This is a genomic window from Brevundimonas sp. NPDC090276, assembly GCF_044772165.1.
GTDB lineage: Bacteria > Pseudomonadota > Alphaproteobacteria > Caulobacterales > Caulobacteraceae > Brevundimonas.
On the sequence record NZ_JBIVYK010000001.1, the window covers coordinates 468,679 to 493,225 of the forward strand.

The following is a 24,547-nucleotide window of genomic DNA, read 5'->3' on the forward strand; positions in this document are numbered from 1 at the left end:
CATATCCCGCACCCGCGAGAAGGCCCGAAACCGTGCCGAAGATCGACATCGAAACTGCGCCCACCGGTCATGGCACCGGATATCCCGAAGATTTCGCCGCGCCCTGCAAGCCGCGCCGACGCTGGCGGTTGGGCGATCCGGCCGGTCTGGACCAGTTCGGGGTCAACCTGTTGCGTCTGCCCGCCGGGGCCTGGTCCAGCCAGCGCCACTGGCACACGGCCGAGGACGAGTTCGTCTGGGTGGTTGAGGGCGAGGTGGTTCTGGTCGAGGAGGACGGCGAGACGGTGCTGCGTCCCGGCGACTGCGCCGGCTTCAAGGCGGGCGTCGCCAATGGCCACAAGATCGAGAACCGCAGCGACCGTGAGGCGGTCCTGCTGGAGGTCGGCTCGCGCCGCCCCGCGGAAGACGCCTGCGACTATCCCGACATCGACATGATCCTCCCCAAGGGCGCCGACCGCTATTTCCATCGCGACGGAACCCCCTATCCGAAGACGCCCCGAAGAACGTGACCACAGACAGTATCGACACCGCCCCGACGGTTCCGCCCCAGCCGCCCTTGCCGCCTGAATCGCACGATGGCGGGCCGTCCAGTCCCTGGGCCATTCGCGATTTTCGTCTGCTGTGGCTGGGCCGCGTGGCGGCGGTTCTGGGCATCCAGATCCAGTCGTCGGCCCTCTTGTGGCAGGTCTATGAGATCGCCCGGCGCGACCATCCGATCGCCGAGGCCAGCCTCTATCTGGGGCTGGTGGGCCTGTGTCAGTTCCTGCCGCTGCTGGCCTTCACCCTGCCCGCCGGGGCCATGGCCGACCGGCGCGACCGCAAGCACACCGTGACCCTGTCCATCGTGGTCGAGAGCCTGTGCGCCCTGGCCTTCCTCGCCATGGCCCTGCACGGGGCGCCGCCGCTGTGGGGGCTGCTGGCCGTGGCCGCCGTCTTTGGCGCGGCGCGCGCCTTCCTCGCCCCGGCCAGTCAGGCCTTCCTGCCCATGGTGGTGGGACGCAAGGCTCTGCCGCCGGCCATCGCGGCCCAGTCCATCGCCTTCCAGACCGGGGCGATTGCGGGGCCGGCGCTCGGCGGCGTCATCGTCGGCTTCGCGGTGCCCTGGGCCTACGCCTCAGCCATGGCGTTGTTCCTGGTCGCCATCGGCTGCTTCCTGCTGATCCGCACCTCGGGTAAGCCGAAATTCGTCGAGACGGGTGTCGGGCCGCTGGAGCTGGTCAAGGAGGGCCTGTCCTATGTCTGGAAGACCAAGATCGTTCTGGGCGCCATCTCGCTGGATCTGGTGGTGGTGCTGCTGGCGGGGGTCGCCCTGCTGACGCCGATTTTCGCGCGCGACATCCTGCACGTCGGGCCGCAGGGCTTCGGCCTGTTGCGGGCCTCGTTCGGGGTAGGGGCCCTGCTGGTGGCCCTCTATCTGAGCCGCTTCCCCATCGTGAAGCATGGCGGGCGCTGGATGTTTGCGGCGGTGGCGGTGTTCGGCCTGTCCACCCTGACCTTCGGCCTGTCGCACTGGGTCTGGCTGAGCGCCCTGGCCCTCTTCATCGGCGGCGGGGCGGACATGATCAGCGTCAATATCCGCCAGACCCTGATCCAGCTGGCCACGCCCGATCATATGCGCGGGCGGGTGTCGTCGGTGTCCATGCTGTTCATCGGCGCGTCGAATGAACTGGGCGAGGCCTATTCGGGGGTCATGGTGCGCTTGCTCGGCCCCGTGGGGGCGGCGGTGTTTGGGGGCGTCGGAGCGCTGGCCGCGACGGGGATTTGGGCCAAGGTCTTCCCCAGCCTGAGGAAGGCGAACCGGCTGACCTGATCGGTGCCAGTAAAAAGCCCCGCGATCAGATCGCGGGGCTTTTCATTTCTCAGCCCCAGGGGCGGAAGTGTTTCGACAGCTTCAGGCCCTGGCTCTGATAGTGGCTGCCGCCTTCGCCATAGAGGCGGGTGGGGCGTTCCGTCAGCGGCTCATAGACCAGTCGGGCGACGATCTGGCCGTGTTCCAGCAGGAAGGGGGTGTCGTGGGTGCGAACCTCCAGCACGCCCTTGGAGCCGGCGCCGTGGGCCTCGTCTGTGCCGAAGCCCGGGTCGAAGAAGCCAGCGTAGTGGACGCGGAATTCGCCGACCGAGGGGTCGATCGGAGTCATCTCAGCAGCCTGATCGACCGGGATTTCCACGTCGTCCGATGAGGCCAGGATGTAGAACTCGCCCGGATCCAGCAGCAGTTCGCCGCGGCGGAGCGTCAGCGGCTCCCAGAAGTCGCGCGGGTCATGGCCGTCGATGTGGTCCATATTGACGACCCCGGCGTGGCGGCGGCCGCGGAAGCCGACAACGCCCTGCTCGCCCGCTCGCAGGTCGACGCCGACGCTGCGGGTCTCGAGCTTGGGCGGCTCGCCGGCCTTGAGGCGCAACTGGTTCAGACGGGTGCCCGGCTTGACCAGGATGGAGAAGGTCTGGGGCGCGATCTCGAGATAGAGGGGGCCGTCATAGCCCTCGTCCACGTCGTCGAAGCTGCCGCCCTTGTCGGTCAGCAAGCGGACGAAGACGTCCACGCGTCCGGTCGAGCTCTTGGGGTTGGCGCGGGCGTTCAGGCCGCGCGGCAGGCTGAGGCGTTCCTGCAGCCGGGCGATATAGACGCAGCCCTTTTCCAGCACCACGCCGCCCGACAGGTCGATGGCGTGCATCTCCACGTCGTTGATGCGGTCCTCGACCTTGCGCTGGCCGGGCAGGAAGGAGGCGCGCACGCGCCAGGCCTGGTTCGACAGGCGCAGGTCCAGGCTCGCGGGCTGCACCTGATCCTGATCGAAGGGGGTGTCGGACTTGATCGCGCCGGTCGCGATCAGGGTCTCGATGCCCTGGAAGGGCAGAATGCCGGGCTGGGCGGGAATCTCGAAGATGCTCATGCCGTCCTGTCTCACACGGTTTTTTCCATCTGTCTCGCTTCGGAATGCGACATCCGATGCGACAGACGGGTTGAACCCCGGGGTCGGCGGACTGCATATAGCCTATGCACGCGCCTCCTGCCTATACCGCCGAAACCGAAGGCGTCGTCGTCCGCGTCCGCCCCTCCTATCTGGCGGCGCAGTCTGACCCCGACGGCGGGCGCTGGGTCTGGGCCTATCAGATCGAGATCGTCAACCTGACCGGATCGCCGGTGCAACTGGTGGCGCGGCGCTGGACCATCACCGACGCCTATGGCCACGTGGAAGAAGTGCGCGGTCAGGGCGTGGTCGGCGAGCAGCCGGTGATCGAGGCGGGCGACAGCTATTCCTACGCCTCGGGCTGTCCGCTGAGCGCGCCTTCGGGCTCGATGGTCGGGGCCTACTACATGACCGACGTCGACGGGCGGATGTTCGAGGCGGCCATCCCGGCCTTCAGCCTGGACGTGCCGGATGCGCGGCGGGTGTTGAACTAGGCAGCGGCGCGGCCTCAAGCCGCGCGAAGCGCGCCAAGGCCAACAAAAAACCCTCGCCTGAAGGGCGAGGGCGATAGGGCTGCGTCAACCCGGATGAACCGCAGCCCCCTGATTTTATCCGGAAAGCCGGACGAAATCAGTTTCTTTGCGAGCCGCGGTCAAAAGGCTCCGCCTTTTCGCCCCGACGCGGCCTGGCGCTTCGCGCGCGCTCAAGCGAGCCGCCGCGCGGCGAGCGATAGCGCCCTTAGGTCTTAGATATAGCGCCGCAGGCTGCGGGCCAGTTCGCTGGCGCCGTCCTTGGACGCGCCCTTGCGGATCTGGGGTTGGTAGGCGACGCGGGCGTGCTCGCCGCAATAGACGCCTTCCGAGGCGCGGCGACCGCAGAAGCTGAACTCGCGCGACGACGGGTCGCCGATCGGCCATTTGCACATGTGGGCGCCGAGGGTCAGCACCGTGGCCGTGCCCGGCAGTTCCGGGGCGGGAGTCGGGGCGACCGGCTGGGCGACCATGACCGGACGCGGCGCGGCGGCCTCGATGCGGCGCGGGGCCGAGGGAGCCTGGACCGGAGCGGCCGGAGCCGCCGGGCGCGGACGGGTTGCGGCGCGGGGGAAGGTGGTGCGGGCCGGTTGCGACGGCGCTGCGCGGCCCGACAGGCCCAGGCGGTGCACCTTGCCGATCACGGCGTTGCGGGTCACGCCGCCGCCCAGGGTCTTGGCGATCTGGCTGGCCGACTGGCCTTCCAGCCAGAGCTTCTTCAACGCGCCGACGCGGTCTTCAGTCCAGCTTGCTGCGGTCATGGCCACCCTCCCGGGGATCGGATTCAATATCTTGGGTCGCCGACGAATTTCCCCGTCTCGACCTGCTACTAATCGTAAAGCAGCACTTAAAACACGCAAGATGTGGCAATTCAGCTGTCCACAGAAACCAGATGTAGTGTGGTTAACGTCCCGTTTTGAATCAGTTTTGCGTCCCTTCGTCGAACGCCGGGCGCCTTGCGAAACCAGCTTAGCGGGCGCATCTGGGCGCCTATGAAGACCGATCTCGCCTCCACCGCCCCTTCCGGCCTGCCTCAACCGCGTCGTTATGACGGGATCAACTGGGTGGGCCTGCGCACCCTTTACCTGCGCGAGGTGCGCCGTTTCTGGAAGGTGGGCGCCCAGACCGTGGCGGCGCCGGTGGTGACGACCCTGCTCTACATGATGGTGTTCGTGGTGGCGCTGAAGGGGGCGCGGCCACCGTTGCACGGCACCCCCTTCGCCGAGTTCGTGGCGCCGGGCCTGATCATGATGGCCATCCTGCAGAACGCCTTCGCCAACGCCTCGTCCAGCCTGATCCAGGCCAAGATCATGGGCACGGCCACCGACTTCCTGACCCCGCCGCTCAGCCCGCTGGAGCTGACCATAGGCTTCACCCTGGGCGCCGCGACGCGCGGGGTGGCGGTCGGTCTGGTGACGGCCCTGTGCGTCCTGCCGTTCGCCAAGCTGGGCGTGGCCAATGTGGCGCTGATCGTCTGGTTCGGCCTGATCGCCTCGCTGTTGATGGGGATGACGGGCGTGCTGGCGGGTCTGTGGTCCGAGAAGTTCGACCACCTGTCGGCGGTGCAGAACTTCGTCGTCATGCCGATGACCTTCCTGTCGGGCACCTTCTACCTGATCGACAGCCTGCCTGAGCCGTTCGCCAGCATCAGCCGCTTCAATCCCTTTTTCTATCTGATCGATGGCTTCCGGGCGGGCTTCATCGGCCATGCCGAAGGGAATCTGATGATCGGCGTGGTCATGAGCGCCGTGCTGACGGTGCTGATGGGCGCGGCCTGCTGGCTGGTGTTTCGTTCAGGCTGGCGCCTGAAGAGCTGAGCCGTTACGCAGGACCGAACGCCCCTGGGGAGGGGCAGGGAGGTTTCCATGCTGTTTCGTTCCGTTCTGGCGTCGGCTGTTGCTGTCGCCGCGCTTCTGTCCACGCCGGCTGCCGCTCAGGACGCGGAAGCCCTGAAGGCCCAGGTCGCCGCCTACGTCCAGCCGTCAAATTCTGAGCGGATGAACGTCCTCGTGGCCCAGTTGCGCGCCGCGGGCTTCAACCCGACCGTCGAGACCTTCGAGGGCGGCGGCCGCGCCGGGCCGATGCAGGGCTCGAACGTCGTCGTCACCATCGGCGAGGGTGAGAAGGAAATCCTGCTGACCGCCCACTATGACGCGGTGAAGCTGCGCGACGGGACCATGTCCCAGGGCGTGGTCGACAACGCCGGCTCGGTGGTGGCCCTGATCGAGGCCGCCAAGATCCTTAAGGACAAGCCGCTGTCGCACCGCGTCCGCGTCATCTTCTTCGACCAGGAAGAGTTGGGCCTGGTCGGCGCGAAGAAGTGGATCGAGGCGCACGGGATCGCCAATGTCGCCGCCGTGGTGAACTCTGACGTCGCCGCCTATGGCGACACCATGATGTACGGCCAGAACAACGGGGCGCAGTCGGCCTTCGTCACTCGCGCTGCGCAGGAAGTGTGCGCCGAGCGCGCCTTGCAGTGCGTCGGCTTCCCTGTCTATCCACCCTCGGACGACCGCGCCTTCTCGGCGGCGGGCGCGCCGGTGGTGTCGCTGGGCTTCCAGGACGAAATCGGCGCCCACCAGATGTGGCTGGCCTTCAACGGCGGCGAGGACAAGGGTCTGGCAGAGGGCTTTACGCCCAAGGTCTTCCGCGTCATCCACACCAGCGACGACGCCGTCGAGGCCGTCGAGGGCGCGACCATTGCGCTCGCCGGCGCCACCTACGCCGCCCTGATCCAGAAGCTGGACGCACAACTGCGCTGACTGCGGTCGGCGCGGTGTTGACTAAGCGCAAATAGCGCCCGACAAGTTCGTCGCCTTTTTCAAAGCGGTCCCGCAGCCAAGGTTGCGGGACCGTCGCTCTTTATGGAGTCTGCCTGTGTCCGGTCATCTGATGGGTGTCTATAATCGCGCGCCGCTGGAAGTGGAGCGCGGCCAGGGCGTCCGCCTGTGGTCCACCGACGGGACCGAGTATCTGGACTGCGTCTCGGGCATCTCGACCAACGCTCTGGGCCATGCGCACCCGAAGCTGGTGCAGGCGGTCAAGGATCAGGCCGAGAAGCTGTGGCACGTCTCCAACATCTTCAAGATTCCGGGCCAGGACGCCCTGGCTGACGCCCTGTGCGCCAAGTCGTTCGCCGACGTGGTCTTCTTCACCAACTCGGGCACGGAAGCTGTCGAGTGCGCGCTGAAGACGGCGCGCAAGTTCCACTCGGCCAACGGCCAGCCGGAACGCATCGACATCTACGGTTTCGACGGCTCCTTCCACGGCCGCACCTATGGCGCGATCAACGCCGCCGCCAACCCCAGCTACACCGAGGGCTTCGGGCCCAAGATGGAAGGCTTCCATCAGCTGACCTGGGGCGACAAGGAGGCCCTGACCGCCGCCTTCGAGAACCCGACCACGGCGGCGATCATCCTGGAGCCGGTGCAGGGCGAGGGCGGCTGCCGCGCCACGCCGGAAGAGGACCTGCGCTGGATGCGCGAGATGGCCGACCAGTACGGCGTCCTGATCATCTTTGACGAGGTCCAGTGCGGCATGGGCCGGACCGGCAAGCTGTGGGCCCACGAATGGGCCGGCATGACCCCGGACATCATGGCCATCGCCAAGGCTCTGGGTGGCGGCTTCCCCATCGGGGCCTGCCTGTCGACGGCCGAAGCGGCCAAGGGCATGACGGTCGGCGCCCACGGCTCGACCTTCGGCGGCAACCCCCTGGCCATGGCTGTCGGCCAGGCCGCCTTCGCCGAGGTGTCGTCGGACGCTGTCATCGCCAACGTCAACGAGGTCTCTGGCTATCTGAAGCAGCAGCTTCACGGCCTGGCCGAGCGCTTCCCCGACGTGATCGTCGAGGTGCGCGGCAAGGGCCTGCTGGTCGGCGTCAAGCTGGTCCCCAACAACCGTGAATTCATGGGCTGGGCCCGCGACGAGGCCAGGCTGCTGGTCGCCGGCGGCGGCGACAACCTGGTCCGCATCCTGCCGCCGCTGAACATCACGCTCGAAGAGGCCCGCGAGGCCGTCGAGAAGTTTGAAATCGCCTGCGAGTTCGCCCGGACGAAGCTGGAGGCCTGATCGCCCCGGCCCGACTGACGCTTCTGACTACGGAGACCTGAGATGGTCCGTCACTTCCTCGATATTCACCGGCTCGACGCCGCCGACCTGCGCGCCATCCTGGACGACGCCCACGCCCGCAAGCAGGCGCGCAAGGGCTGGCCCAAGGGGCGTCCCGACGCCGATGCGCCGGGTCAGGACCGCGTCCTGGCCATGATCTTCGAGAAGAACTCGACGCGCACCCGCTTCAGCTTCGACGCGGCCATTCGTCAGCTGGGCGGTTCGGGGATCATCGCCACCGCCGCCGACATGCAACTGGGGCGCGGCGAGCCGGTCGAGGATACGGCCAAGGTCCTGTCGCGCATGGTCGACGCCGTGATGATCCGCGCCAACGACCACGAGGACGTCGAGCGCTTCGCCCGCGTTTCGACCGTGCCGGTGGTCAACGGCCTGACCGACCGCAGCCACCCTTGTCAGATCCTGGCAGACCTGCTGACGATCGAGGAGCATCTGGGCCCGGTGCGGGGCAAGACGGTCGCCTGGGTCGGCGACGGCAACAATGTCTGCCACAGCTTCATGCACGCGGCGCCCAAGTTCGGCTTCCGCCTGAACGTGGCCTGCCCGGCGGAATACCACCCCGACCTGCGTGATCTGGAGAAGGGCGGCGCCCACGTCCATCTGACCAGCGACCCGCGCGAGGCCGTGGTCGGCGCCGATGTCGTCGTCACCGACACCTGGGTGTCGATGGGCGATCAGGACTATGAGGCCCGTCTGGCGGCGTTTGAGCCCTATACGGTCGACGAGGCCCTGATGGGCCTGGCCAACGACGACGCCGTCTTCCTGCACTGCCTGCCGGCGCACCGCGGCGAAGAGGTGACGGACGAAGTCATCGACGGTCCGCGCTCGCTGATCTGGGACGAGGCCGAGAACCGCATCCACGCCCAGAAGGCGGTGCTGGCCTGGTGTTTCGGCGGCGACTGAAGTCGCCTCTGTTTAAGAAGGGGCCCTAACGCCTCGCCCGTTGGGTGAGGCTGCTTGAGGGCTTTAAGGGCCCCTAACGCGCTTTGCGCTGCTTGAAGGCCGCATAGCAGTGGAGGGGGCTGTTTCAGTCATCGCCAGACCTCCACTCTGCCACGCCTCAGTAGGGCGTTGGGAAGGTGCGTCCGCCCAGCACCGAGGCGAGGTGGATCAGCAGCAGGAAGGTCAACGCGCCCGCCAGCAGCATGATGAACCGCCACGGCATCATGCGGGGGCCCTTCGACAGGTCCGGCGGACGCGCCCCGCGCCAGCCGGAGAAGACGGCGACGGCGCTTGATGCGGCCAGCAGGGTCAGGGTCAGCGAAGGGCTCATGGCGAGGGCAGGTGGCGCCTGCCGCGCCGCTTCGCAAGACAGAGGTTCGTAAGAAGGTGAATCTAAACGGGGCGTTAACCATGTCGGCGTGACAAGCGCTGAATCGCGGTCAAGCGTTGCCGGTGATTCGTTCACCCAGGCGCCAGATATTGCGGTTAACGACACGTTTACACGCTTGATCTGGAGCGGTAGCGTCCCACAAAGGCTCGGGAGGCGAATCAGTGAGCGCAGCAGCGCCGTGGAGCGTGAAGGGGATCGACCCCAAGGCTCGCGAGATCGCCAAGGACCTTGCGCGCCGCTCGGGCATGACCCTGGGCGAGTGGTTGAATTCCATGATCATGGATGAGCCGGACGAGGACGAGGGCGTTACGCCCCTGCCGCGTCGCACGCCCATTCCCGACCCCTATGACCGCCGGAGCCGGTCGCGCCGGCTCGACGACGTCTATGGCCGCGAGGACGACCGGTCCGCGCGCATCGGCGCGTCTCTGGAGGTCATCGCCGACCGTCTGGAAGCCGTCGAGCGCCACTCGACCGTCGCCATCCAGGGCGTGGACCAGGCCGTGGCCGGTCTGGTGCGCCGGCTCGAGAAGCAGGACGAGATCGGCCTGGGCTACGCGCGCCGCATCGACGACATCGCCGACGAACTGCGCGAGGGCCACAAACGTCTGCGCCGCTTCGAACAGGAAGCCGGCCCGAGGAGCGAGGAGGGCTTCGCCCGCCTGGACGCCGCCCTGGGGGCCGTGTCCAGCCGCCTGTTCGATCTGGACGAGCGTCAGCGCACCACCGTCGGCGACCTGCGCGCGCGCATGGAGGCGGTTGAGCAGGCCGCCGGCCCAGGCCCCGGCACGGACGTCCTGGCCCAGGTCGGCGCCCGTCTGGACGAGGCGCAGGAGCGCACTTCCGAGGCCCTGAAGGGACTGGAGCGGTCGTTCGCCGCCCTGGACCAGCGTCTGCGAGACGCCGAAGGCCGCATCGAGCCTGAAGACACCCGCGAGGCCGCTCGCTTCGAGAAACTGGCCGAGACGCTGACGCGTCAGGTCGAGGGCAGCCGCGTCGAGATGATGCGCCGGCTCGATGTGGCCGAGACCGAAGGCCGGGTGGACCGCATCGAGCGCGCCCTGGCGGCGATCGGAGATCAGACCCGCGCCTCCGAGCAGCGCTCGGCCGACGCCGTCGAGGCCATGGGCCGCGAGGTCCTGCGCATCGCCCAGAACCTGAACGTGCGCGTCGAGAGGGTCGAGGCCGGCGGCGCAGCGGCGGACGTTGAGGCGCTTGGCCAGACACTGGGCCGCGAACTGAACGACAGGCTGGATCGCGAGATGCAGCGTCATGTCCAGGCCGTGGATCAACGCCTCACCCGCTCCGACGACCAGCACGCCCTGGCGCTGGAACGGCTGGGCGGCGAGATCACCCGCATCTCGGATCGCCTGTCGGAGCGGATCGCCCAGTCCGAACGTCGCTCGGCCCAGGCTCTGGACGACATCAGCCGCCGTCTGACCGAGAACGCCGACAAGATCGAGCAACGTCACGACCGCGCTTCAGGCGAACTGGGCGAGCGGATGCGTCAGAGCGAGGAGCGCACTGCGCGCCTGCTGGCCGAAGCCCGCGAGAACATCGAGCAGCGCGGCGCCCGCGCAGCGCGGCGCGAGCCCCCGTTGGAAAGCCCTGAGCCGACGCCGTGGAGCCCGGCGGAGAGCCCCAGCGGGGACTGGCGCGCCGCCGCCTTCGCTGACGATATCTGGTCCGAAGATGTAATGGGCGGGGTGCTGGACGCCGCGCCCTTCCCGTCGCCGACGGTGCGCGATCCCGAGCCTGTCTTCTCGGATCCTCTGGACGCCGAACTGAACGCCTCTGCGGACGAGGCCGAGGCGACGCCGACGACCCTGTTCGGCTCAAGCCCCGAGCGCGCCCGGTTCGGCGCCGTTTCGACCGACCTGCTGGATGAGCCTGAAGAGCCTGTGTTCGCCGTCAGCGACTTTGTCGCCGACGACTTCGGCGGCGCCGACGTGCGCGACGTCCTGGTCGACGACGAGATGCTGGACGCCGTAGCGGGCCTGCCGCCGCTGGTGGACGGCCCCTCCGAAGAGGACGGCGACGACGGCTTTTCAGCCGACATCGACTTCATCGACCCTGATGCGTTGAAGGCCGGCGCGGCCGCGGGCCGGGCCACGACCCGTGACGCCCTGGATGCCGCACGCGCGGCCATGTCCAACGCCGATGAAGTCCCGCGCAAGGGCTTCGGGCTGAAGCGCGGGGGCAAGTCCAAGCTGCAGGAGCGGCTGGACAAGCAGGCGTCGCGCGAAGGCTCGACCATGCGCAAGGCCCTGGGCGCCATGGCGGTTGCGGCTCTGGCCACGGGCGGCGGCTACGCCTCCTTGCAACTGGCCGAGGGCTCGGGCCTGGCCCTGCCGGACATGGCGAGTCTGACGGGCGAGGTTGCGGCGAAGACCGAGGCCGACCCGGCGCCGATCGCGGCGGTGGCGCTGAGCGCGACCCCGACCGAGGCGGTGCCGTCGCCCGACGTGGCGGCGACCGAGGGCGCGGCCCTGTTCACCCGCGCGGTGCAGTTGATCGACAGCGGCGACGACAGCGGACTGGAGCCGCTGAAGCGCGCGGCCAACCTGGGCTACGGCCCGGCCCAGATGCGTTTGGCGAGCCTTTATCAGGAAGGCGGCGCGGGTCTGACGCCTGACCCCGCGGAGGCGCGGGTCTGGGCCCGACGCGCGGCCGAGGGCGGCGAGCCCCGGGCCATGCACTATTACGCCATGCAGTTATTCGACGGCGAAGGCGGGGCGCGCAATCGCGCCGAGGCCCTGACCTGGCTCAAGAAGGCGGCCGAGGCCGGCCGCGTCGACAGCCAGTACAACGTCGCCTACCTCTACGAGAAGGGCGACGTAGGCGTGGCCGCCAATGCGACCGAGGCCTTCAAGTGGTACATGATCGCGGCTCGCCGCGGCGACCAGCAGGCTCTGGCGGCGGTGCAGCGGCTGACGCCCCTGACTTCGGCGGAGACGCGCCGCGTCGCGCGCGAGGCCGCCGACGCCTTCACGGTCGAGCCGGTCGCCTGACGAAGCGCGTCGAAGCGGCGGCGGGGGTGGCGGTTCGTCGCGGCGCTCGCTAAGACCAGAAGCCTAGTCGCCTTTCCGGCGCTGTTCTGCGTTCCCTTCCAGCCGAAGGCGCGTGCCGTGGATATTTACCTGCCGATCGCCGAGGTTTCGGTGAACTGGCCGCTCCTGGTGATGCTGGGGGCGCTGGTAGGCTTTGTCTCGGGCCTGTTCGGCATCGGGGGCGGCTTCCTGATGGCGCCCGTTCTCGTCTTCATGGGCATCCCCCCGACCGTGGCCGTCGCCAGCCAGGCCAGCCACGTCGTCGCCTCCTCGACCTCGGGGGTCATCCGCTACTCGGGCATGAAGGCGGTCGACTACCGCATCGGCGGCATCATGGCCGTGGGGGGGGGCCTGGGCGCGCTGGTCGGGGTCGAGCTGTTCCGCTACCTGCGCCTGCTGGGTCAGGCCGATCTGGTCGTGGCTGTCTCTTATCTGATCTTCCTCGGCTCGATCGGCAGCATGATGCTGTACGAAAGCCTGACGCAGATCCTGCACCGGGTGCGCGGCGAGACGCCGCCGCGCAAGGAGCGCCGCCGCCCGCTGTGGCTGTACGGCCTGCCCTTCCGCATGCGCTTTCCACGTTCGGGTCTCTACATCAGCGCCATTCCGCCCTTCGGCCTGGGCGTCTTTGCGGGCGTCCTGTCGGCCATCATGGGGGTGGGCGGCGGCTTCATCCTGGTCCCGGCCATGCTCTATGTGCTGCGGATGCGGGCCGGCGTCGTGGTCGGCACCAGCCTGTTCCAGATCATCATCACCACGGCTATCACCACCATCCTGCAGGCCGGGCGCAACCAGACGGTGGACATCGTCCTGTCGACCATCCTGCTGCTGGGCGGGGTCGTGGGGGCCCAGTTCGGAGCCAAACTCTCGGGTCGCTTCCGCGCCGAGGAGATGCGCGCGGCGCTCGGCCTGATCGTCCTGTTGGTCGGCATCCAGATGGGGCTGGAGCTTTTCGTGCGGCCCAGCGACCTCTTCCTGCTGGCGCCGGGGGTGGGGGACTGATGTTCCAGACCCTGCCGCCCGAACCCGCGCCCGTCATCGTGCCCGCGCCGCCCGCCACTGCGCCGGGGGTCATAGAGCGCTCGGTCGCCACCGAGGGCGAGGTGCGCGTCGCGGCCGCCCTGACCGACGCCCAGGTCGAGGTCGATTCCAGCTTCCGCGGCGCCTCCATCGTTCTGTATGGGGCGGTGTTCAATCCCACCGACATCCCTGCCGATGTGGTGGTGGTGGTGCGCGGCCCCGACGCCCCGGTGCGTCTGGTCAAGAAGACCCGAAACATGGGCGTCTGGCTGAACAGCCGCCCGGTCCTGTTCGAGGGCGCGCCGGGCTTCTACATGACCGCCTCGACCCGGTCCCTGTCGGACGTGGCCGACTTTGGTCAGTTGCGCCGCCTCGGCGTCGGCGTCGATCACCTGCGCATCGACGCCCCGCAGGAAAGCCGCACCGTCACCCGCTACGGCGTGCGCGACGTGGTGGTCAGCCGTCTGGGCGAGAACTACCTCGACTGGCGCCGCGCTGTGATCCGGTTGAAGGAGGCGGCGGCCCTCTACAACACCGATCCCGACGGGGTCCAGTTCGTCGACAAGGGCCTGTTCCGCGCCGAGGTCGAACTGCCGACCGTGGCGCCGACCGGCAAATACTACGCCGAGGTCTGGCTGTTTCAGGAAGGGGCGCCGGTCTCGGTGTCCAACCTGACCCTGACGGTCGAGAAGGTCGGGCTGGAGCGCGACATCTATGAGTTCGCCCATCGTCGACCGTGGTCCTACGGCGTGCTGTGCGTCATCCTTGCGGCTGTGACGGGCTATGCGGCGTCGCGGGTGTTCAGGAGCAGGTAGGGCGCTTTAGGGCGCTATCGCTCGCCACGCGGCGGCTCGCTGCCTGAGCGCCGTGGTGTCTAAGAAAAAGGGCGGCTCCGAGGAGCCGCCCTTTCCGTTTCAGCCCGTCATGAAGATCAGGCCGCCTTCTTCTCCGGGGCGAAACGGCCGTAGAAGGTCTCGCCCTTGGCGGCCATCTCGCGCAGCAGTTCCGGCACCTTGAAGCGGTCGCCGTAGGTCGCCGTCAGACGGTCGGCGGTCTCGACGAAGGCTTTCAGGCCGGTCTGGTCGATCAGGGTGATCGGGCCGCCTGACCAGGGGGCGAAGCCCCAGCCCAGAATGGCGCCCAGGTCGGCTTCACGCGGGTCGTCGATGACGCCCTCGGCCCAGCAGCGGGCGACCTCGACGGCCTGACGATAGAGCAGGCGCGTCTTCAGTTCATCAACCAGTTCCGGGGTCGAGTCGTCGAACTTGACCGGGGCCAGCTCCGACAGGCCCGCCCACAGGGTCTTGGGCTTGGCAGCGTAGTCGTAGAAGCCCTTGCCGTTCTTGCGGCCATAGCGACCGCCCTCGACCATCCTGGCGACGATGTCGGCGCCCTCGGACGGGACATAGGCGTCGCCCAGGTCGATCGCCGTCTGCTTGGCGATCTTGTAGGACAGGTCCAGGGCGACGTCGTCGTGCATCTCCAGCGGGCCGCGCGGCATGCCGGTCATGCGCCCGACGTTGTCGATCAGGGCGGGGGCATAGCCCTCTTCGAGCATGGCCATGCCTTCCATCAGGAAGGTGGAGAAGCAGCGCGAGGTGTAGAAGCCGCGGCTGTCGTTGACGACGATCGGGGTCTTCTTGATCTTCAGGACGTAGTCGATGGCCTTGGCGATGGCGGCCGGGCCGGTCTTCTCGCCGAGGATGATCTCGACCAGCATCATCTTATCGACGGGCGAGAAGAAGTGGATGCCGATGAAGTCCTCGGGGCGGACCGAGGCCTCGGCCAGGCCGGTGATCGGCAGGGTCGAGGTGTTGGAGCCGAAGACGGCGCCTTCAGCCAGTTGCGCCTCGGCGCGCTTGGTCACGTCGGCCTTGATCTCGCGGTTTTCGAACACGGCCTCGATGACCAGGTCCGAACCCTTGATGTGATCATAGTCGGTGGTGGCGGTGACGAGGGCCAGGGTGGCGTCGAACTTCTCCTGGGTCATCTGACCGCGCGACAGACGCTTCTTCAGCAGTTCCTCGACGTGGGCCTTGCCCTTGTCGGCGGCTTCCTGGGTCTGGTCGATCAGGACGGTCTCGATGCCGGCCATGACCTGCACATAGGCCACGCCCGCGCCCATCATGCCGGCGCCCAGCACGGTGACCTTTTTCGCATCCGACTTCGGCACGCCCGCCGGACGCACGGCGCCCTTGTCCAGTTCCTGCTTGGACAGGAAGAGGCTGCGGATCATGGCCTGGGCCTGCGGCGTCATCAGGGTCTTGATGAAGTAGCGGGTCTCGATGCGCAGGGCCGCGTCCATCGGCACCTGAACGCCCTCATAGACGGCCTTCATCAGGTTGGTCGCGGCGGGATAGTTGCCGTAGGTCTGCTTGCGGATCATCGCATTGCCGACCAGGAAGTTCTGGATGCCCGCCGGGTGGTAGGGGCCGCCGCCGGGTAGTTTGAACGACTTGTCGTCCCACGGCTGCACGGCCTTGCCGCCGTTCCTGATCCAGGCCTTGGCGGCCTCGACCGACTGACCCTTTTCGGCGATCTCGTGGACGATGCCCGCGCTCTTGGCGTCGTTGGGACGGAAGGACTTGCCCTCGGTCATGGCCATCATGGCGGGCTGGACGCCGATCAGGCGCGTCAGGCGCTGGGTGCCGCCGCCGCCGGGGAAGAGGCCGACCTTGATCTCGGGCAGGCCCAGCTGGATCTTGTTGTCGTTCTCGACCACGCGATAGTGGCAGGCCAGCGTCAGTTCCAGACCGCCGCCGAGCGCCAGGCCGTTGATGGCCGCGGCCACCGGCTTGCCGCAGGTTTCCAGCGCGCGCAGGGCGCCGTTCATCTTCCAGCCGGCGTCATAGGCGTCCTGCAGGCTGGCCCCGCCGATCATGCCGCCAGCGATGTCGCCGAGGTCGGCGCCGGCGCAGAAGCCCGAGGTCTTGCCCGAGGTCAGGACCGCGCCCTTGATGGCGTCGTCGGTCTTGATGCGTTCCACCAGCTGCGGAATCTCGGCCATGACGGACGAGGTCAGGGTGTTCATCGAGCGTCCGGGGACGTCGAAGGTGATGAGGGCGATACCGTCGGCATCGACGTCGATCTTGAAGTTTTCCATGGTCAGTCGCTCCCGATCAGACGCGTTCGATGACGGTGGCGGTGCCCATGCCGCCGCCGATGCACAGGGTGATGAGGGCGGTTTCCTTGTCCGAGCGTTCCAGCTCGTCCAGCACCACGCCGGTGATCATGGCGCCCGTGGCGCCCAGCGGGTGGCCCATGGCGATGGCGCCGCCGCAGACGTTGATCTTGTCGTGCGGAATGTCGAGCGCCTGCATGTAGCGCAGGACGACGGCGGCGAAGGCCTCGTTCAGCTCATAGAGATCGATGTCGGTGGACTTCATGCCCAGACGACCCAGCAGCTTGTTGGTCACGAACTCAGGGCCGGTCAGCATGATCGACGGCTCCGAGCCGATCGAGGCGGCGCCGCGGATCTTGGCGCGCGGCTTCAGGCCCAGGGCCTTGCCGGCCTCCAGCGAGCCGATCAGGACGCCCGCCGAACCGTCGACGATGCCCGACGAGTTGCCCGGCGTGTGGACGTGGTTGACGCGCTCGACCTCGGGGTAGCGCTGGTTGATCACGCTGTCGAAGGCCATCTCGCCCATCATGGCGAAGGAGGCGTTCAGCGCGCCGAGCGTCTGCATGTCCGTGTTCGGACGAATGGTCTCGTCATGGTCCAGGCGGACCAGACCCAGCTGGTCGAGAACCGGGATGACCGACTTCTTGAAGCGGCCCTCGGCCCAGGACTTGGCCGAACGCTTGTGGCTCTCGACCGAATAGGCGTCCACGTCGGCGCGGCTGAAGCCCCACTTGGTGGCGATCATGTCGGCCGAGACGCCCTGCGGCACGAAGTAGGTGGCGAAGGCCGAGGACGGGTCCACCGGCCAGGCGCCGCCGTCTGAACCCATCGGCACGCGGCTCATGGCCTCGACGCCGCCGCCGACGGCGAAGTCGGCCTCGCCGGATTTCACCTTGGCGGCCGCCATGTTCACGGCTTCCAGGCCTGAGGCGCAGAAGCGGTTGATCTGCACGCCCGCCGTGGTCTGGGCCCAGCCGGCGTTCAGCACGGCGGTGCGGGCGATGTCGGCGCCCTGCTCGCCCACCGGCGAGACGCAGCCGAGGATGACGTCGTCGACCTTGGACGTGTCCAGACCGTTCCGGTCGCGCAGGGCCTGCAGCACCTGGCTGGCCAGCGACAGGGCGGTGATCTCGTGCAGAGAGCCGTCCTTCTTGCCCTTGCCGCGCGGGGTGCGCACGGCGTCGTAGATGTAGGCGTCGGCCATGAAAGATCTCTCTTTGTTGGGTCCCTACCGCTCACCGCACGGCGGATCACTGCATGAGGGACAGATCGAATTTTCTAGGGTCCCTGTCGCTTGGCGCGCGGCGCCTCGCTGCTTGAGGGACGGGTCTGGAATTGAAACTTGGTGCGTAGAAACCCGACGTTTACGTCAACGTCAAGTAACAAGGCGCGTGAGGCCCTTGGCGGACGGAAGCGAGGCCTCCGTCCGCCGTTCAGCCTCTACTGTTTCGCCAGTCGAACCAGCTTGCCGTCGTCCTCGTCAGTGATGACCCAGACGGCGCCGTCAGCGGCGATCGCGACGTCGCGGATGCGGGCGTTCAGGTCGGTCAGCAGGCGCTCCTCGCCGACGACGCGGTTGTTCTCGATCACCAGTCGCGCCAGCTGCTTGCCGCCCATGCCGGTGACCAGCAGGTTGCCGTTCCAGCCGGGGAACATGGCGCCGCTGTAGAAGGTCATACCGCCCGGGGCGATGACCGGGTCCCAGTAGTAGACCGGCTGTTCCGTGCCTTCCCTGGCCGTGACGGCGTCGGGGATGGCCTGGCCGTTGTATTCGATGCCGTAGGCGACGCCGGGCCAGCCGTAGTTCTTGCCGGCCTGATCCAGATTGATCTCGTCGCCGCCGCGCGTGCCGTGCTCGACGGTCCAGATGGCGCCTGTGCCCGGCTGGACGGCGATGCCCTGCATGTTGCGGTGGCCCAGCGACCAGATTTCCGGCCGGGCCCCTGCCTGGCCGACGAAGGGATTGTCGGCGGGCACGCTGCCGTCGGCGTTGATGCGGATGGTCTTGCCCATATGCGAGCCCAGGTCCTGGGCTTGCGGCCGCATCGGTTTGTCGGAACGCTCGCCGAGCGTGATGAACAGCTTGCCGTCCGGCGCAAAGGCCAGGGACGAGCCGAAATGCTTGTCGCCGTCATAGGTGGGCTGGGCGTGGAAGATGACCTGCACGTTCTCGACCTTCGACAGGTCGTCGGACAGGCGGCCGCGCGCCACGGCGGTGCCGTTGCCGCCGTCACGGGGCTCGGCATAGGACCAGTAGATCAGTCGGTCCTGTCCGAACGTCGGCCCGACAATGACGTCCAGCAGCCCGCCCTGGCCGCGTGCGGCGACGGGCGGCAGGCCGGCGATAGGGGCGCCGATCTGGCCCTGGGCGCTGACCACTCGCATCTGGCCGGGGCGCTCGGTCGCCAGCCACTCGCCGTCCGGCAGCAGGGCCAGGCCCCAGGGATGGACCAGTCCGGTCGCCACGACGCTGTGGCTCAGCGCCGCCTCGGTGCGGACGCCCGGCGCGCGGGTCTGGCCTTCGAAAGCCGGCTTCTGGTCCGGGTTGTTGGCGGGACGGGTCTCGACCGGGGCGCCGGAGGCGGCGGGCGCGTCCTGACCGTTGGCCCCGCAGGCGGCGGCGAGAACAAGAAGCGAGGCGGACGCGGCGAGGATAATCGGACGCATGGGGCTCTCCTGATCAGCAAAGGTTTGTCGTCAGAATGAGGCCTCATAGTTCCCTACGCGAGCCGAAACCGCCCGCGACCGATCGTCCCGTGCGATTTAGCTGTCGAAGCGGCTTGAACCCGAGGGAAGGCGGCGATATACGCACGCCTCTCGCGCTGCACGGTCGTCATGATCTTTCGCGAGGTCCCGTAAGGGGTTGGGTAGCTCAGATGGTTAGAGCGGTGGATTCATAACCCACAGGTCGGCGGTTCGATCCCGCCTCCAACCACCACGGATTTTCCTGCGCTGTAGCAACTGTTTGACGTTTGGCGAGGGAGCGTCAGATGGTTTCCCTACGTCTGTGCGCAGCGTCGACTGCCTGGAACTGACAGTGATCTGGGCTCCAGCCATGGCCCGTGGAATGTCCGCTATGGGTGGCAAGCGGCCTCTCGTTTGTCCCTCCGCCTGCTAGTCTGGCGAAGCTGCCCAAGTCGAAGGTTGCTCCTATCAGAGCGTCTTTATTTCACATCCCTCGTTGGCGCTTGAGGGCGGTCGTGGCGCTCCGTATAGGTCGGGGCTCTGGAGGGGCCCTTATGATCCGTAACCTATCGATCGCCATCTGCGCTATGGCCTTGCCCTCTCTCGCGGCGGCGCAAAGCGGTCCGCTGATCCTGTCCAACGCCGATCGGGCGTTCGATTTCGATTGGGAACCCGCCCGGTTTGGCGATCGGGAGGAGCCGCATGCCGCCATGCTGATTCCGGTGCGGATCGAGGGCTGCGGCAAGGAGCTCTTCATGCAGTTCGACCTGGGGGCGCCCTCCACGGTCCTGTTGCGCAACATGGCCGAAGGTCTGGCGGTGCAGACGCCCGCCCTGACGATCCAGCCGGACGGCGCTGTGCCGTCCTTGACCTTCATGATGGGCGAAGTGCCCGCCGTCGCCGGGCCCGTCCGTCTGGTCGACACGGGCTCGGAAGCGACGGTGGCGTGCGACCAGCCCGACCGTCGCGACATCATCGGGACCATCGGAGCCGATCTTTTGAAAGACCGGGTGCTGGTGATCGACTTTCCGCGTGAACGGATCTTCGTGGGCAGCGAGGTGCCCGCCGCCCAGGCCGGCCTTGCCATGAAACCGCTGATGCTGACGCCGGCCGGAGTGATCTTGACCGGGGTCGCCATCGACAATCAGACGAAGAACATCATGCTGGACACAGGCTCCAGCGCCTTTTCCCTGTTGACGAGCCAGGCGGACTGGGCGGCCAAGGCGCGACCTGGTGCGGCTGAGACAACCTTCTCCGTGAACTCCTGGGGCCGGACTCTGACCGCCCACACGACCGCGACGGACAGTGTCGTCCGGTTCGGCGAGGTGGAAATCCCGCTCGGAGAGGTCAGTTACATGGAAGGGGTGAGCGACGCCCAGGTCCGGGCTATGGAGGCATCCGGCATGGCGGGAATGACGGGCAACAAACTGTTCGTCGATCGGGTTTTGGTCCTGGACGGCATCCGAGGGACGTACGGCGTCGGGGTCAGCGTCGACTAATCGGTGCGAGACAAACATCGACGGCCACATCCATCCCCTATGATCTAGCCCCTCTTAAGATCAGTTAGGGGTTCATAGCGGTCATCGCCTTACTGCCGGAAGCTGGCCATTCTGGCCTTTGCCCGCGAACGCGCCCACTGAACGTCCGCATGGGGTCGAACGCGGACACTGTGCCGCGCGCCAGAATACGCCCTTGTACGGCAATCTCCGCGGCACGCTCCGGTGTGGGTCTAAGGGAGATTTTCCGCCAACCACCGCAGCTTCATCGAAGCCATTTCGGCCATGGGTGAAACACAAGGCGTGTTGGGTAGGCTGGCCGATTGCGGATGGCCGCCGCGATTGGATAACCGCTGTTCACCATCCTGCTTAAAGGGCCCTTGAAACTCATCGTCTAGCTTCGGTTTTCTAGATGAGGGTGTTCTGATGACGGCCAACCGAACCAAAGGCGTACTGTTTTCCCTGGCGGCGATCATGCTGCTGGCGGAGCCGGCTGCCGCGGGACCGGTGATCAACATCATGGGCCGGGTGGCCACGGTCTGCCGAGTGTCCCTCGCCGGTGGCGGTGCGTCGACGGTCGAGCCGGGCGAGCAGATGCTCGGGCGCCTGACCGAGCTGTGCAACAATGTCGACGGCTATCGCCTGGTGCTGCTGCATCCCGCCGGTCTGGAGGACGCCTTCGTGGTCCTCGACGGCGAGCGCATTCCGATCGCGGCCGATGCGACCCGAACGGTCATCGTCGACAGCAATCGTCCAGCCTATCGCGAGCGTGATCTGACCCTGGTTCTGGCCGAAGGGGCCGAGCCGGTGGCCGTCAACATCGAGGCCCAGCCCAAGGGCATGATCTTCTGATCCAGAGGCGACCCTAGAGGCGGCTCGAGCAGCCTTCTGGCGACGACAGACCGGCGCGCGGCGTGAAGGTCAGCGTCACCACGTCCGAGTAGCCGCCCGCCGGAACCCTGGCGGCTTGCGCCTGGGCCAGGTCGACCTGGAAGGGATGGGCGCGGCCCGACGGCGCCGGGGTGCGCGTGCAGCTGAGGGCCGAACCCGCCTGCACCGGCACGCCCGACAGACGCATTCCATAGTTCAGGCCGTAGGCATCGCCCTCGCGCCGCTGCAGCCGTCCCCATTTGGTCGCGACGTTGATGTCATAGGGCACGGTGGATTGCGTCGTCACGACCAGCCCGCGTGTGGCTACGCCGCCGGCGGTGTCCAGCGGCCCAAAGGCGATCTCGCCGCGCCGGATGCCCGCGGCGCCGACGTAGGTCGAGATACGCTCGGGCACGTTCAGGTCAACGGCCAGGCCGGCGCCCTGCTGAAAGTCGGGCGAACCCAGCATCTGATCGCCGGAATAGCAGACGAAGCGCGCTTCCAGCGCCTCGTAGTAGTCGCCGGCCGCGGCGTCCTGACCGGCGGGCAGGCTGAAGCGCAGGGTCTCGGTCACGACGTCGCCGGACGGGCCCTGGCCGAAGTGGACCAGAGCGCCGTTGGTGGCGTTGGGCTGCTCCGCGCCGCCGACGAAGACCTGACGCGAGGCGTCGCGGTTCCAGCGAATGTCGTAGCCGCCCGGACCCGTGCCGATGCGCGGGGCCGCTGCCGGGGAGTCCGTATCGGCCAGCAGGAAGCGGACGGCCGTGGCCGAACTGTCGATCCGGCGCACCCGCAGGGTGAAGTTGCGCTCGACCGGCGCCGCCGAGAAGGGATCGTAGGACAGCGACAGATCCGTGCCCGTGATCTGGAATTCGGCGCAGCCGGCGGCGGCGACATGGGGCGCGGCCAGGGCCAGAACGGCGGTGGCGGCGAGCAGAAGCGTTTTCATCAGCGGTTCTCCGGGCGAAGGACACCGACCCGCACCAGGCCCTCGGCCTCGGCGGGAACGTCGAGAATATAGACGGCGGAGGAGGCGGACGCGCCTTCGATCCGCCAGCGGCCGGGCCGCAGGCCCTGCATCGAGAAGCGACCCGAGGCGTTGGTGAACATCCGCACCGGCGGACGCTCGGGGTGGGCCAGCTCGATGGCCTGACCGACCCACAGCTTGAGCGGCTGTCCTGTTGCGTCGTGCAACTGGCCGACCGCCGAGACGAAATAGTCCGAGCCGACGGTGATCAGATAGCCGGAGCGATAGGGGGGCAGGACCTGGGCCGAACCCGCGCCCAGGTCGTACCCGGGCGGCGCTTCCGGCACGTCGAAGGTCAGGACGCGCGGCGAATAGGCGCTGAGCTCGGGCGAGACCGCCCCGCCCAAGGGGCCCGAGCGCGCCGAGAAGAACTCTTCGCGCGGCTCGACATAGACCTCGGCGCCATTCAGCGAGCGGTGCGAGCGCACCAGGGCGAAGCTGTCGTAGATGGGGCGCGAGACGCCGAAGGCGCCGTCGGCGAAGGCCAGCGAGGCGCCGGCCCGCAGCGAGGTGCGCTGGTCGGTGATGTCGCCGCTGTCCGAGTCGAAGAAGGTCTGGTGGCTGCCGCCGATCTCGACGCGGTTGAGGACATTGGTGATCGAGGCGTTGACCCCGGTCGCCGTTTCCGAGCGATCGATATTGGCCGCCGCGCTCCACGAATGAACGCCGCGTCCGCGCGAGGTCTGATACCCCACGCGCGCCCGATCGCGACGGGTGTCGACCTCGGCCGTGCCGCTGGAGAACTGGCTGAAGCGATAGGTCAGGGCCAGGCGGACGCCGTATTCTTCCTGGTTGCGGCGATCCTCATAGACCCCCTCCAGGCTCCACATCAGGCGCGGGCTGGCCCGCCAGCCGTAGGTGGCGCGCAGCGTGCGTTGGTCGGGCTCCGCGCCCCGGCCGGCCGAATAGAAGGCGTCGGTGGTGATGTACTGGGTGGCGCCGATGGTGTGGGCGTAGGTCAGGCCCGCTTCCCAGGCGTAGCGGTTGTCGGCGCTGAGGGTGCCCGGCGTGGCGAAGTCCTTGCTGACCGTCTGGAAGGTGGCCGTGAGGGTGCGCGCGGCGCTGAAGCCGTCGCCGAAGGTGCGTTCGAAGCTGGCGTTGACGGCGTAACCTTCGCCGATGCCGTTGATCGACGAGGCGGCGACGTCTCCGCCCAGGGTGCCGATCGGCGAGGCCCAGACCATTTCGGCGCCCAGGACGCCGCCGTTCTCGTTGACGCGGAAATTGCCGCCCGCCGTCAGTTCGTCGCTCAGGCCCCGGCGATAGAAGCCGGACGCCCCGAGGATGTCGGAATAGTCGATGCCGTCGCCGCCCGGATTGCTTTCCAGGCCGCCGAAGAAGCCGAACTCGGTCAGGCCGCGCGCCAGCAGGCTGCGGTCGAAGTTCAGCGAGAAATTGATGACGTTCTCGCGGCCCGTGTCATCGCGGATCACCAGGCGCACGTCGTTGGCACCCTGGGCGAAGGGAAAGTCGCGAATGTCGTAGGTGCCGGGGTTCAGGCGCGTCTGCTGGACCGAACGCCCGTTGATGAAGGTCTCGACCGTCGACGGGCGCTCCAGCGTGAAGGTGCGTTGGCCGCGCGGCTGGACGTTTCGCTGGGGCTCCAGTTCAGCATAGGAGCGCACGATCGAGAGGCCGGCCATCGAGGTCGCGCCCGAAAAGCCGCGCGACGCAGGCTCCAGATCACCCGCCGTATAGCGGGCGGTGCGCGCCATATCGTCATAGACCAGCCGCGTGCCGTCGCGACTGAAGTTGTTGCTGATGGTGGCTTCGTTCTCGAGGACGAAACCGCGATAGCGCACGGCGCTGTCCAGCAGGATGGTCGGGGTGTCGAAGCCGGTGTCGTCGCTCAGGCCCTGATGGACATAGTCGGCGGTGGCGAAGGCCGTGACATAGGCCGACAGGCGCGCCGGCTCGGCCAGGCGTCCGATCATGCCGTAGCTCGATCCGGCGATGCTGATCGCCTGACGCGGTCGCATGGCGGGGTCCAGCGTCAGCACCAGGCCGAAGGTTGCGGGATCATAGGTCAGCGGCAGGCCCAGGGCCGCGAGGTCCCCGGTCGACAGCCGGTCCTGGCCCTCGATGGCCTGACGGATGCGCGCCAGGTCCTCGGCGGACACGCGCGGCTCGATGAGCGGCATCAGGGTGTCGAGCTGGATTAGAATGCGGTCGTCGGCCGTCAGGATGTAGTCGACCTCGCCCAGCACGAAGGGACCGTCGCGCAGAGGGCCGCCCAGCGGAATGTCGCGGCCGGACGGATTGAGGCGCTCCGGCAGGGGCGCCGGGGCGGTCTGGATGACGTCGTCGTAGCTCACCGCCCACGCCGGGGTCATGGAGCCGGCCGCCGCGGTGACGACGGCCAAGGGCCAGAGCTTCATCGG

The 24,547-nt window shown here is 67.8% G+C and carries 20 protein-coding genes and 1 tRNA gene; 13 read left to right on the forward strand and 8 right to left on the reverse strand.

Going from position 1 to position 24,547, the window contains the following annotated elements:
* The first annotated feature begins 32 nt into the window (after positions 1 to 32).
* Together ACIQTU_RS02215 and ACIQTU_RS02220 are read left to right on the forward strand one after the other, a co-directional pair.
* Positions 33 to 509 (forward strand): cupin domain-containing protein, encoded by a 477-nt coding sequence (locus tag ACIQTU_RS02215; protein WP_400541678.1) that lies wholly within the window; start codon positions 33 to 35, stop codon positions 507 to 509.
* Positions 510 to 556: 47 nt separating this feature from the next.
* Complete coding sequence (locus tag ACIQTU_RS02220) at positions 557 to 1,810, forward strand: MFS transporter (protein WP_400543733.1); 1,254 nt, start codon at positions 557 to 559, stop codon at positions 1,808 to 1,810.
* A 49-nt stretch (positions 1,811 to 1,859) separates the two neighbouring features.
* On the opposite strand, the gene ACIQTU_RS02225 is transcribed toward ACIQTU_RS02220, so the two are convergent.
* Positions 1,860 to 2,894 (reverse strand): 2'-deoxycytidine 5'-triphosphate deaminase, encoded by a 1,035-nt coding sequence (locus ACIQTU_RS02225; RefSeq protein ID WP_400541681.1) that lies wholly within the window; start codon positions 2,892 to 2,894, stop codon positions 1,860 to 1,862.
* A gap of 104 nt (positions 2,895 to 2,998) precedes the next feature.
* On the opposite strand from ACIQTU_RS02225, the gene apaG reads away from it, so the two are divergent.
* Positions 2,999 to 3,406, forward strand: a complete 408-nt coding sequence (gene apaG, locus ACIQTU_RS02230; protein WP_400541684.1) for a Co2+/Mg2+ efflux protein ApaG — start codon at positions 2,999 to 3,001, stop codon at positions 3,404 to 3,406.
* A 251-nt stretch (positions 3,407 to 3,657) separates the two neighbouring features.
* Here the strand turns inward: apaG and ACIQTU_RS02235 are convergent, their stop codons facing one another.
* Positions 3,658 to 4,203: a GcrA family cell cycle regulator gene (locus ACIQTU_RS02235; protein WP_400541687.1), complete on the reverse strand. Its 546-nt coding sequence runs from the start codon at positions 4,201 to 4,203 to the stop codon at positions 3,658 to 3,660.
* A gap of 231 nt (positions 4,204 to 4,434) precedes the next feature.
* Here ACIQTU_RS02235 and ACIQTU_RS02240 point away from each other — a divergent pair, with 231 nt between their 5' ends.
* From ACIQTU_RS02240 to argF, 4 genes are all read left to right on the forward strand, one after another.
* Positions 4,435 to 5,259, forward strand: a complete 825-nt coding sequence (locus ACIQTU_RS02240) for an ABC transporter permease (protein ID WP_400541690.1) — start codon at positions 4,435 to 4,437, stop codon at positions 5,257 to 5,259.
* A 48-nt stretch (positions 5,260 to 5,307) separates the two neighbouring features.
* The gene (locus tag ACIQTU_RS02245) at positions 5,308 to 6,204 is read left to right on the forward strand and encodes a M20/M25/M40 family metallo-hydrolase (RefSeq protein ID WP_400541693.1); all 897 of its coding nucleotides are present in this window, start codon (positions 5,308 to 5,310) and stop codon (positions 6,202 to 6,204) included.
* Between the two features lie 130 nt (positions 6,205 to 6,334).
* Positions 6,335 to 7,510 carry an aspartate aminotransferase family protein gene (locus tag ACIQTU_RS02250; protein ID WP_400543736.1) on the forward strand — a complete coding sequence of 392 codons (1,176 nt, stop codon included), beginning with the start codon at positions 6,335 to 6,337 and terminating at the stop codon, positions 7,508 to 7,510.
* 42 nt (positions 7,511 to 7,552) lie between these two features.
* Entirely contained in the window at positions 7,553 to 8,470 is a 918-nt protein-coding gene (gene argF, locus ACIQTU_RS02255; protein WP_400541696.1) for an ornithine carbamoyltransferase, read from the forward strand.
* 157 nt (positions 8,471 to 8,627) lie between these two features.
* Here argF and ACIQTU_RS02260 read toward each other — a convergent pair whose 3' ends face one another.
* Entirely contained in the window at positions 8,628 to 8,840 is a 213-nt protein-coding gene (locus ACIQTU_RS02260; RefSeq protein WP_400541699.1) for a hypothetical protein, read from the reverse strand.
* Positions 8,841 to 9,061: 221 nt separating this feature from the next.
* Here ACIQTU_RS02260 and ACIQTU_RS02265 point away from each other — a divergent pair, with 221 nt between their 5' ends.
* The 3 genes from ACIQTU_RS02265 (at position 9,062) to ACIQTU_RS02275 (ending at position 13,782) form a co-directional block, all read left to right on the forward strand.
* Positions 9,062 to 11,908: a hypothetical protein gene (locus ACIQTU_RS02265; RefSeq protein ID WP_400541702.1), complete on the forward strand. Its 2,847-nt coding sequence runs from the start codon at positions 9,062 to 9,064 to the stop codon at positions 11,906 to 11,908.
* A gap of 117 nt (positions 11,909 to 12,025) precedes the next feature.
* Positions 12,026 to 12,949, forward strand: a complete 924-nt coding sequence (locus ACIQTU_RS02270) for a sulfite exporter TauE/SafE family protein (RefSeq protein ID WP_400541705.1) — start codon at positions 12,026 to 12,028, stop codon at positions 12,947 to 12,949.
* Complete coding sequence (locus ACIQTU_RS02275; protein ID WP_400541708.1) at positions 12,949 to 13,782, forward strand: TIGR02186 family protein; 834 nt, start codon at positions 12,949 to 12,951, stop codon at positions 13,780 to 13,782. The genes ACIQTU_RS02270 and ACIQTU_RS02275 overlap by 1 nt, the downstream gene beginning before the upstream one ends.
* Before the next feature lie 116 nt (positions 13,783 to 13,898).
* Here the strand turns inward: ACIQTU_RS02275 and ACIQTU_RS02280 are convergent, their stop codons facing one another.
* The 3 genes from ACIQTU_RS02280 to ACIQTU_RS02290 form a co-directional block, all read right to left on the reverse strand.
* Positions 13,899 to 16,070 carry a 3-hydroxyacyl-CoA dehydrogenase NAD-binding domain-containing protein gene (locus tag ACIQTU_RS02280; RefSeq protein ID WP_400541711.1) on the reverse strand — a complete coding sequence of 724 codons (2,172 nt, stop codon included), beginning with the start codon at positions 16,068 to 16,070 and terminating at the stop codon, positions 13,899 to 13,901.
* A gap of 16 nt (positions 16,071 to 16,086) precedes the next feature.
* Positions 16,087 to 17,292 (reverse strand): acetyl-CoA C-acetyltransferase, encoded by a 1,206-nt coding sequence (locus tag ACIQTU_RS02285; RefSeq protein WP_400541714.1) that lies wholly within the window; start codon positions 17,290 to 17,292, stop codon positions 16,087 to 16,089.
* 236 nt (positions 17,293 to 17,528) lie between these two features.
* On the reverse strand, positions 17,529 to 18,755 hold the full coding sequence (locus tag ACIQTU_RS02290; RefSeq protein WP_400541717.1) for a PQQ-dependent sugar dehydrogenase: 1,227 nt from the start codon (positions 18,753 to 18,755) through the stop codon (positions 17,529 to 17,531).
* A 194-nt stretch (positions 18,756 to 18,949) separates the two neighbouring features.
* Here ACIQTU_RS02290 and ACIQTU_RS02295 point away from each other — a divergent pair.
* The 3 genes from ACIQTU_RS02295 to ACIQTU_RS02305 all read left to right on the forward strand — a co-directional run bounded on the left by ACIQTU_RS02295 (position 18,950) and on the right by ACIQTU_RS02305 (position 21,121).
* Positions 18,950 to 19,026, forward strand: a tRNA-Met gene (locus ACIQTU_RS02295).
* A gap of 334 nt (positions 19,027 to 19,360) precedes the next feature.
* Entirely contained in the window at positions 19,361 to 20,272 is a 912-nt protein-coding gene (locus ACIQTU_RS02300) for a hypothetical protein (RefSeq protein ID WP_400541720.1), read from the forward strand.
* A 423-nt stretch (positions 20,273 to 20,695) separates the two neighbouring features.
* The gene (locus ACIQTU_RS02305) at positions 20,696 to 21,121 is read left to right on the forward strand and encodes a hypothetical protein (RefSeq protein WP_400541723.1); all 426 of its coding nucleotides are present in this window, start codon (positions 20,696 to 20,698) and stop codon (positions 21,119 to 21,121) included.
* Between the two features lie 13 nt (positions 21,122 to 21,134).
* Here ACIQTU_RS02305 and ACIQTU_RS02310 read toward each other — a convergent pair whose 3' ends face one another.
* Entirely contained in the window at positions 21,135 to 22,088 is a 954-nt protein-coding gene (locus ACIQTU_RS02310) for a hypothetical protein (protein ID WP_400541726.1), read from the reverse strand.
* A complete protein-coding gene (locus tag ACIQTU_RS02315) occupies positions 22,088 to 24,544 on the reverse strand; it encodes a fimbrial biogenesis outer membrane usher protein (protein ID WP_400541729.1) in 2,457 nt (818 codons plus the stop codon). The genes ACIQTU_RS02310 and ACIQTU_RS02315 overlap by 1 nt, the downstream gene beginning before the upstream one ends.
* Between the last annotated feature and the right edge of the window lie 3 nt (positions 24,545 to 24,547).

Excerpts from the sequence above, each read along its gene's own strand:
- ACIQTU_RS02225 (WP_400541681.1), bottom strand. The coding sequence starts at position 2,894 with ATGAGCATCTTCGAGATTCCCGCCCAGCCCGGCATTCTGCCCTTCCAG.
- apaG (WP_400541684.1), top strand. The coding sequence starts at position 2,999 with ATGCACGCGCCTCCTGCCTATACCGCCGAAACCGAAGGCGTCGTCGTC.
- ACIQTU_RS02235 (WP_400541687.1), bottom strand. The coding sequence starts at position 4,203 with ATGACCGCAGCAAGCTGGACTGAAGACCGCGTCGGCGCGTTGAAGAAG.
- ACIQTU_RS02240 (WP_400541690.1), top strand. The coding sequence starts at position 4,435 with ATGAAGACCGATCTCGCCTCCACCGCCCCTTCCGGCCTGCCTCAACCG.
- ACIQTU_RS02245 (WP_400541693.1), top strand. The coding sequence starts at position 5,308 with ATGCTGTTTCGTTCCGTTCTGGCGTCGGCTGTTGCTGTCGCCGCGCTT.
- ACIQTU_RS02250 (WP_400543736.1), top strand. The coding sequence starts at position 6,335 with ATGGGTGTCTATAATCGCGCGCCGCTGGAAGTGGAGCGCGGCCAGGGC.
- argF (WP_400541696.1), top strand. The coding sequence starts at position 7,553 with ATGGTCCGTCACTTCCTCGATATTCACCGGCTCGACGCCGCCGACCTG.
- ACIQTU_RS02260 (WP_400541699.1), bottom strand. The coding sequence starts at position 8,840 with ATGAGCCCTTCGCTGACCCTGACCCTGCTGGCCGCATCAAGCGCCGTC.
- ACIQTU_RS02275 (WP_400541708.1), top strand. The coding sequence starts at position 12,949 with ATGTTCCAGACCCTGCCGCCCGAACCCGCGCCCGTCATCGTGCCCGCG.
- ACIQTU_RS02280 (WP_400541711.1), bottom strand. The coding sequence starts at position 16,070 with ATGGAAAACTTCAAGATCGACGTCGATGCCGACGGTATCGCCCTCATC.
- ACIQTU_RS02285 (WP_400541714.1), bottom strand. The coding sequence starts at position 17,292 with ATGGCCGACGCCTACATCTACGACGCCGTGCGCACCCCGCGCGGCAAG.
- ACIQTU_RS02290 (WP_400541717.1), bottom strand. The coding sequence starts at position 18,755 with ATGCGTCCGATTATCCTCGCCGCGTCCGCCTCGCTTCTTGTTCTCGCC.
- ACIQTU_RS02300 (WP_400541720.1), top strand. The coding sequence starts at position 19,361 with ATGGCCTTGCCCTCTCTCGCGGCGGCGCAAAGCGGTCCGCTGATCCTG.
- ACIQTU_RS02305 (WP_400541723.1), top strand. The coding sequence starts at position 20,696 with ATGACGGCCAACCGAACCAAAGGCGTACTGTTTTCCCTGGCGGCGATC.
- ACIQTU_RS02310 (WP_400541726.1), bottom strand. The coding sequence starts at position 22,088 with ATGAAAACGCTTCTGCTCGCCGCCACCGCCGTTCTGGCCCTGGCCGCG.
- ACIQTU_RS02315 (WP_400541729.1), bottom strand. The coding sequence starts at position 24,544 with ATGAAGCTCTGGCCCTTGGCCGTCGTCACCGCGGCGGCCGGCTCCATG.